General features: G+C 72.6%; 7 protein-coding genes. 3 read left to right on the forward strand and 4 right to left on the reverse strand.

Annotation, left to right across the window (positions count from 1 at the left end):
* Positions 1–442 precede the first annotated feature (442 nt).
* A complete protein-coding gene (locus ACZ5XS_RS42925; protein ID WP_468660829.1) occupies positions 443–1,645 on the forward strand; it encodes an amino acid deaminase/aldolase in 1,203 nt (400 codons plus the stop codon).
* A 64-nt stretch (positions 1,646–1,709) separates the two neighbouring features.
* Here ACZ5XS_RS42925 and ACZ5XS_RS42930 read toward each other — a convergent pair whose 3' ends face one another.
* Genes ACZ5XS_RS42930 through ACZ5XS_RS42945 form a run of 4 tightly spaced genes read right to left on the reverse strand, consistent with a single transcriptional unit; the run spans position 1,710 to position 6,186 of the window.
* The gene (locus ACZ5XS_RS42930) at positions 1,710–2,609 is read right to left on the reverse strand and encodes a DUF2510 domain-containing protein (RefSeq protein WP_468660845.1); all 900 of its coding nucleotides are present in this window, start codon (positions 2,607–2,609) and stop codon (positions 1,710–1,712) included.
* A gap of 27 nt (positions 2,610–2,636) precedes the next feature.
* Positions 2,637–3,428: a 3-oxoacyl-ACP reductase gene (locus tag ACZ5XS_RS42935; RefSeq protein ID WP_468660831.1), complete on the reverse strand. Its 792-nt coding sequence runs from the start codon at positions 3,426–3,428 to the stop codon at positions 2,637–2,639.
* Positions 3,425–4,804 (reverse strand): aldehyde dehydrogenase family protein, encoded by a 1,380-nt coding sequence (locus ACZ5XS_RS42940; protein WP_468660833.1) that lies wholly within the window; start codon positions 4,802–4,804, stop codon positions 3,425–3,427. The genes ACZ5XS_RS42935 and ACZ5XS_RS42940 overlap by 4 nt, the downstream gene beginning before the upstream one ends.
* Positions 4,805–4,815: 11 nt before the next feature.
* A complete protein-coding gene (locus tag ACZ5XS_RS42945; RefSeq protein ID WP_468660835.1) occupies positions 4,816–6,186 on the reverse strand; it encodes a glutamine synthetase family protein in 1,371 nt (456 codons plus the stop codon).
* A gap of 85 nt (positions 6,187–6,271) precedes the next feature.
* Between ACZ5XS_RS42945 and ACZ5XS_RS42950 the strand changes: the two genes are divergently transcribed.
* Positions 6,272–7,009, forward strand: coding sequence for a FadR/GntR family transcriptional regulator (locus tag ACZ5XS_RS42950; RefSeq protein ID WP_468660837.1), 738 nt, complete (start codon positions 6,272–6,274; stop codon positions 7,007–7,009).
* Positions 7,010–7,070: 61 nt separating this feature from the next.
* Positions 7,071–7,757: a gamma-glutamyl-gamma-aminobutyrate hydrolase family protein gene (locus ACZ5XS_RS42955; RefSeq protein WP_468660839.1), complete on the forward strand. Its 687-nt coding sequence runs from the start codon at positions 7,071–7,073 to the stop codon at positions 7,755–7,757.
* Positions 7,758–7,874: the final 117 nt, after the last annotated feature.

The raw sequence follows: 7,874 nt of genomic DNA on the forward strand, positions 1-7,874 counted from the left end.
GCTGAGGAAGCCGTCCCACGGGCCGGGGTCCGCCGCGGCGGGAACGTTCGGGCGTGCGGCTCCCGTGGGGGGCGTCGTCGGTCGATCGGTGTCGGGGTCCCCCGGCGCCGGTGACTTTGGCGGGGGTGGGGGGACGGCGGGGTGACGTGCCTCTGTGCTCATGCGGGCCACCCCCCGTTTCCTCGTGCCCGGGCCGTCTCCTCGTACGCGGGCCGTTGTCGTCGTGGCCCGCCCGGGGCGGACTCGGCCGTCCGGGCACGCATACCCACACGGGGAATCCGGCATCCCGGCGCGGGCCTGCGACCGGGGGCGGGACGTCCTCCGTGCGTGCGCGTCACTCTACGGGTTGTTCCAGGGCGAACGGGAACCAGTCCACGAGCCCGGGGCATCTGCCCGGAACGTCCCCCTACCCTGCGGTAATCCTGTCTGGCAGGCTGCGTTCATGACTGCGCGCGCCGCTGACCGGACCCGCTACGACCGGGCCACCGCCCATCTCGACGCCCCTGTGGCGATCGTGGACCTGGAGGCCTTCGACGCCAACGCGGACGATCTCGTCCGCCGCGCCGGCGGCAAGCCGGTCCGGGTCGCCAGCAAGTCCGTACGCTGCCGGGCCCTGCTGGAACGCGTTCTGGCCAGGGACGGCTTCGCGGGAATCATGTCCTTCACCCTCGCCGAGTCCCTGTGGCTCGCGCGGTCCGGGTTCGACGACATCCTGCTCGCGTATCCCTCCGCCGACCGCGCCGGCTTCGCCGAACTGGCCGCCGATCCCAAGCTGGCCGCCGCCGTGACCGTCATGGTCGACGACCCGGCACAGCTCGGGTTCATCGACGAGGCGCGCGGCGGCGGAGGCGAAGTCGTGCGGGTCTGCCTGGAGTTGGACACCTCGCTGAAGCTGTTCGGGGGCCGGGTGCGGGTCGGTGCCCTGCGCTCCCCGCTGCACTCTGCCGCCCAGGTCGCCGACATGGCCCGTGCCGTGGCCCGGCGGCCGGGGTTCAAGGTCGCCGGGATCATGGCGTACGAGGGGCACATCGCGGGGGTCGGGGACGCGGTCGCGGGGCGGCCGTTCCGCTCGCGGGCCGTCCGGCTGATGCAGGCCACCGCCCGCCGGGAACTCGCCGAGCGGCGCGGCGACGTGGTGCGCGCGGTGCGGGCCGTCGTGCCGGACCTGGAGTTCGTCAACGGCGGCGGCACGGGCAGTGTGCAGCACACCGCCGCGGAGGACGCGGTCACCGAGATAGGCGCCGGTTCGGGGCTGTACGTGCCGCGGCTGTTCGACAACTACACGTCCTTCAGCGGTCGTCCGGCGGCGCTGTTCGCCCAGCCCGTCGTGCGGCGGCCGGGGGTCGGGGTGGTGACCGTCCTGGGCGGCGGCTATCCCGCCTCCGGCGCGGCCGGGCCGGACCGGCTGCCGGTGCCGTACCTGCCGGAAGGGCTGAGGTACGACCCGCAGGAGGGGCCCGGCGAGGTCCAGACGCCGCTGCTCGGCTCCCCGGCCGACGATCTCCTGCTCGGCGACAAGGTGTGGTTCCGGCACGCCAAGGCCGGTGAGCTGTGCGAGCGTTTCGACGTGCTGCATCTGATCGAGGGGGACGCGGTGACGGCGACGGTCCCGACGTACCGCGGGGAAGGCCACACCTTCCTCTAGGCCCTCTCGAGGGTCCTCCCCCAGCCCAGTGCCTCGGCCCAGTGCCTCGGCTCAGTGCCTCGGCTCAGTCCTCCGGACCGATGCTGCTGCCCACGCCGCCGCCCGTGTCCGCGTCGCCGATCGACCGGATCCCCTTGGTGATCCGGTCCATGTCGGCGAGCGGCGGCCCGTCCGGACCCGCGTCGAACACGAACCGCACGATCACCGGCGCCTCGCTGCCGACGCTGGACCGGAAGGCCAGCGACTGCACGTAACCACCGGGTCCCTGGGCGGTCTTGACCCGCCAGCGCACGAAGTACCCGGCCCGGCCCGCCACCGCGACCGGCCCGGACTCGACCGTCCGGTGCGACTCGATGCCGCCGTAGAGGCGCCGGTCGAGGGAGTCACGGTCGTACGCGGCGTCGGCGGCCTCGGGAATGTCCTGCTCGGCGAGGGCCTTGGGGGACTTCTCGTCGTTCTCGGTGACCGTGGAGGTCAGGACGAGGCCGTGCCGGCAGACGCCGACGCCGGCCGGGCAGTCGTACGTCCCGTCGTCGGTGGTCATGACGACGTCGTCCTCGGCGACGTTCCTCGGCGGGGTCCAGCCGTCGGGCAACGGCAGGGTGATGCCGTTGAGTTCGTCGACGACGACGTCCGGGGCGTCGCCGGACGGCTCCGAGCGGGTCGGCGTGGGGGTGCCGGCGGGGGCCGTGGACGTGACGGCCGTCGGCAGGGCCTCCGCCGCCGGGCCGCCGGTGCCGTCGTCCTCGCCGAGTACCGCCACTCCCGTGACGATCGCGGCGCCGAGCACGACGGCCGCGGTGGTGAGGGCGACGGCCCTGGCGCGTCCTGACGCCCGTTCGGCCGGCTGCGGGGGCCCGGGGGCCTCGGGTGCGCGCACGTGTCCGGTCCAGGCGGCCCCGTCCCACCAGCGCTCCAGATGGGGCGCCGACGGGTCGGGGTACCAGCCGGGCGGGGGCGTCATGCTCATTCCGGCACTGTAGGACGCGGGCTACAGGGGCGTGACGTATGCCCCCGAGATTCCGCCGTCCACCAGGAAGTCGGAGGCGTTCACGAAGGAGGAGTCGTCGCTGGCCAGGAAGGCGACGGCGGCGGCGATCTCCTCCGCCTCGGCGAACCGGCCGACCGGGATGTGCACCAGGCGGCGGGCGGCCCGCTCGGGGTCCTTGGCGAACAGCTCCTGGAGCAGGGGGGTGTTGACCGGTCCCGGGCACAGGGCGTTGACCCGGATACCCTCCCGCGCGAACTGCACGCCCAGTTCGCGGGACATGGCGAGAACGCCGCCCTTGGAGGCCGTGTACGAGATCTGCGAGGTCGCCGCGCCCATCCGGGCCACGAAGGACGCCGTGTTGATGATGGAGCCCTTCCCCTGGCGCCGCATGTACGGGATGGCGGCCTTGCAGCACAGGTAGACGGAGGTCAGGTTGACCTCCTGGACGCGCTTCCAGGCCTCCAGGCCGGTCTCCAGGATGGAGTCGTCGTCGGGCGGGGAGATGCCGGCGTTGTTGAAGGCGATGTCGACGCTGCCGTAGGTGTCGTACGCCGTCTTGAACAGCGCCTCGACCTGCTCGGGGTCGGTGACGTCGACCTTCACGAAGGTGCCGCCGACCTCCTCGGCGGCCGCCTTCCCGCGGGTCTCGTCGACGTCGCCGAGGACGACGCGGGCGCCCTCGGAGGCGAGCCGGCGCGCGGTGGCGAGACCGATGCCGCTGCCGGCTCCGGTGATGACGGCGGTACGGCCGACGAGGCGGCGGCAGACGATGTCGTCAGTCGATGCGGTCACTGTGCGGGGCCCTCCGTGCTGATGAAGACGTTCTTGGTTTCGGTGAAGGCGGTGAGGGCGTCCGGGCCGAGTTCGCGGCCGATGCCGGACTGCTTGAAGCCGCCGAAGGGTGTCCAGTAGCGGACGCTGGAGTGCGAGTTGACGGACAGGTTGCCGGCTCGGACCGCCTGCGAGACGCGCAGGGCGCGGCCGACGTCCCGGGTCCAGATGGAGCCGGCCAGGCCGTAGTCGGTGGCGTTGGCCAGGGCCACGGCCTCCGCCTCGTCCTCGAAGGGCAGGACGACCGCGACGGGGCCGAAGACCTCCTCGACGGCCACGCGCGCGCGGGGGTCGACGCCGGTCAGGACGGTGGGCGGGAACCAGAACCCGGGGCCTTCGGGGGCCTTGCCGCGGATGCCGGGCGCATCGGCGTCCACGTACGAACGGACGCGGTCCAGCTGGGACTTGGAGATCAGCGGGCCCATCTGGGTCTGCTCGTCGGCGGGGTCGCCGACGCGGACCGACTCGATGCCCGGGGCCAGCAGGTCCAGGAAGCGGTCGTACGCGCCGCGCTGGACGAGGATGCGAGTGCGGGCGCAGCAGTCCTGGCCGGAGTTGTCGAGGAAGGACATGGGAGCCGCCGCGGCGGCGGCTTCGAGGTCGGCGTCGGCGAAGACGATGTTGGGGCTCTTGCCGCCGAGTTCGAGGGTGACGCGCTTGAGCAGGGCCGAGCCCTTGGCGAGCACCTGCTTGCCCACGGCCGTCGACCCGGTGAAGACGATCTTCGCCACGCCCGGATGCTCGACGAGCGCGTTGCCCGCGACGGGGCCGTGACCGGGCAGCACCTGGAACAGGCCTTCGGGCAGACCGGCTTGCAGGGCGAGTTCGGCCAGGCGCAAAGCGGTCAGCGGGGTCGTCTCGGCGGGCTTGAGGATCACCGCGTTGCCGGCGGCGAGCGCCGGGGCGGTGCCCCAGGCCGCGATCGGCATCGGGAAGTTCCAGGGGGCGATGACGCCGACGACACCCAGGGGTTCGAGGATCGTGACGTCGAGGCCGCCGGGAACCGGGATCTGGCGTCCGGTCAGCCGTTCCACTCCCCCGGCCGCGTAGTCGAGCAGGTCGCGGACGTTGCCCGCCTCCCAGCGGGCGTTGCCGACGGTGTGGCCGGCCTCCCGGACCTCCAGCCGGGCCAGCTCCTCTCGGTGCTCGTCGACGGCGACGGCGAACCGGCGCAGCAACCGGGCGCGGTCCCCGGGGGCGAGGGCGGCCCACCGGGCCTGTGCCGCGGTGGCGCGTACGACGGCGGCGTCCACGTCGGCGGCGGTGGCGGCCGGGACGGTGGCGACGACCTCCTCGGTGGCCGGGTTGAGTACCTGGAGCTCGTGCTCGTAGGACACGGCAGAACCTCTCACAAGCGTTCGAAGGAGCGGCGCAGCTCCCAGTCGGTCACCGCGGCGTCGAAGGCGTCCAGTTCGACGCGGGCCATGTTGCGGTAGTGGGCGACGACCTCGTCGCCGAAGGCGGCCTTGGCGATCGGGCTGTTCTCCCAGAGTTCGGCGGCTTCGCGCAGGGTGGTCGGCACCTGCTCGAACCCGGCGGAATAGGCGTTGCCCGAGCACGCCTCGGGCAGCTCCAGCTTCTGCTCGATGCCGTGGAGTCCGGCCGCGACGAGCCCGGCCACCGCGAGGTACGGGTTGACGTCGCCGCCGGGCAGCCGGTTCTCGAAGCGCATGGAGCGGCCGTGGCCGACCACGCGCAGCGAGCAGGTGCGGTTGTCGTAGCCCCAGGCGACAGCCGTCGGGGCGAAGGAGCCCGGCTGGAACCGCTTGTAGGAGTTGATGTTGGGGGCGTAGAGGAGGGAGAAGTCGCGCAGTGCGGCCAGCTGTCCGGCGAGGAAGTGGCGCATGACCTCCGACATGCCGCCCTCGTCCTGCGGGGAACCCGCCATGGCGTTGTTTCCGGCCGCGTCCGCGAGCGAGAGGTGGATGTGGCAGGAGTTGCCCTCGCGCTCGTTGTACTTGGCCATGAAGGTGATCGAGACGCCCTCCTGGGAGGCGATCTCCTTGGCGCCGGTCTTGTAGACGGCGTGCTGGTCGCAGGTGACCAGGGCGTGGTCGTAGCGGAAGGCGATCTCGTGCTGGCCGGGGTTGCACTCGCCCTTGGCGGACTCGACGGTGAGTCCGGCGGCGGCCATCTCGTTGCGGATGCGGCGCAGCAGGGGCTCGATGCGGCCGGTGCCGAGCACCGAGTAGTCGATGTTGTACTGGTTGGCCGGGGTGAGCCCGCGGTAGTTGGCGTCCCACGCCTGCTCGTAGGTGTCCTTGAAGACGATGAACTCCAGCTCCGTGCCCACCTGGGCGGTGAAGCCGTGCTCGGCCAGGCGTTCCAGCTGGCGGCGCAGGATCTGGCGGGGAGCGGCGACGACCGGGGATCCGTCGGACCAGGCGAGGTCGGCGACCAGCATCGCCGTACCGGCGTTCCAGGGGACGCGGCGGAGCGTGGACAGGTCGGGGTGCATGGCGAAGTCGCCGTAGCCGCGGTCCCAGGAGGACATGGCGAACCCGTCGACGGTGTTCATGTCGGTGTCGACGGCGAGCAGGTAGTTGCAGCCCTCGGTGCCGTGGTGCAGGACCTCGTCGAGGAAGAAACGGGCGGCGAACCGCTTGCCCTGGAGCCGCCCTTGCATGTCGGGAAAGGCCAGGACGACAGTGTCGATCTCACCGCCGGCGACGAGGGTGTGCAGCTCCTCGACGCTCAGCGGGGGTGTGCGGTCTGCCACGGGAAAGCCTCCTTCGGCTTCGTCGGTCAGCCGGAAGCCATAAGGTATTGCGGAGAACCATTGCTTGGGAAGGGGGCACGGCCACATGGCGGTGGACGCTGACGGCGGCGGCCCGGAGGACCGGCTGACACCGGTGCTGCGCCCGGTGCGGGCGGGCAACGGCTTCGAGGAGGCGCTGGAGCAGATCCTCCAGGTCGTACGGCTCGGTCTGGTGCCGGGCGGGGAGCGGCTGCCCGCGGAGCGCGAGCTGGCGGAACGGCTCGGGATCAGCCGGGTCACCCTGCGCGAGGTGCTGAAGGTGCTCCAGGACCAGGGGCTGGTGGAGTCGCGGCGCGGCCGGTACGGCGGAACGTTCGTGCTGCCGCGTGCGGACGCCCGTGGCGAGGACGAGCTGCGACGGCGGATCGCCGAGGTCGACATCGAGGACGTACTCCGCTTCCGGGAGGTTCTGGAGGTGGGTGCGGCCGGGCTGTGCGCGACGCACGGACTGTCGGCGGAGCAGGCGGGGCGGCTGCGGGAGGCGCTGGCCGCCACGCAGGACGCGCCGCTGTCCGAGTACCGGCGCCTGGACACGCTGCTCCACCTCACACTCGCCGAGCTGTGCGGCTCACCGACGCTGACCGCGCGGTACGCGGCGGTACGCGCCTCGGTGAACGACCTCCTCGGCTGCATCCCGCTGCTGGTGCGCAACCTGGAGCACTCCCAGCGCCAGCACGCCGCGCTGGTCGAGGCGGTCCTCGACGGGGACGCGGACGGGGCCCGGGAGATGATGCGGGAGCACTGCGCGGGCACGGCGGCGCTGCTGCGGGGGTTCCTGGCGTGAGCAGGAGATCTGCCGTGGCGAAAAGGTTTGACTCAAGTCCATTGAGGGGTCGGAGGAGCACATGCCGGGCAGGCCGCTGATCGGTGTCAGTACGTACCTGGAGGCCGGGGCGCGCTGGGGCGTGTGGGAGCTGGAGGCGGCGCTGCTGCCCGCCGGGTACCCGCGGCTGGTGCAGCGCGCGGGCGGGCTGGCCGCGATGCTCCCGCCGGACGCCCCGGAGCACGCCGCGGCGGCCGTCGCCCGTCTCGACGGCCTGGTGATCGCGGGCGGCCCGGACGTCGAGCCGGTCCGTTACGGTGCGCGGGCCGACCCCCGCACCGGGCCGCCCGCCCGCGCCCGGGACGCCTGGGAACTCGCCCTGATCGAGGCGGCGCTGGCCGCGCGGATCCCGCTGCTGGGCATCTGCCGGGGCATGCAGCTGCTGAACGTCGCCCTGGGCGGCACCCTCGTCCAGCACATCGACGGGCACGCGGTGCGGCCCGGGGTCTTCGGCCGGCACTCCGTGAAGCCGGTCCCCGGGACGGTGTACGGCGACATCGCCCCGGAGGAGACGCCGGTGCCCACCTTCCACCACCAGTCGGTCGACCGTCTCGGCACGGGCCTGATCGTCTCGGCGCACGCGGCGGACGGGACGGTGGAGGCGGTCGAACTTCCGGGGTCCTGCTGGGTGGTGGGTGTGCAGTGGCATCCGGAGATGGGCGAGGACGTGCGGGTCATGCGGGCGCTGGTCGAGGCGGCCTCCTCGTAGCGCGGGCCCGCAGCGGCGCCCGCCTAGTAGTGCTTCGTTAGGTTCTCGTTCTGGTTCTGCGGGTTTTGAGGGGGTGGCCGCAGGTGATGCAGGTGCCGGTCCAGCACCTCAGTAGGT

It is taken from the genome of Streptomyces sp. NPDC033131, assembly GCF_055578365.1.

What these genes read in the sequence shown, in the direction of transcription:
- ACZ5XS_RS42925 (WP_468660829.1), top strand. Translation starts at nt 443, where the DNA reads ATGACTGCGCGCGCCGCTGACCGGACCCGCTACGACCGGGCCACCGCC.
- ACZ5XS_RS42955 (WP_468660839.1), top strand. Translation starts at nt 7,071, where the DNA reads ATGCCGGGCAGGCCGCTGATCGGTGTCAGTACGTACCTGGAGGCCGGG.
- ACZ5XS_RS42930 (WP_468660845.1), bottom strand. Translation starts at nt 2,609, where the DNA reads ATGACGCCCCCGCCCGGCTGGTACCCCGACCCGTCGGCGCCCCATCTG.
- ACZ5XS_RS42950 (WP_468660837.1), top strand. Translation starts at nt 6,272, where the DNA reads ATGGCGGTGGACGCTGACGGCGGCGGCCCGGAGGACCGGCTGACACCG.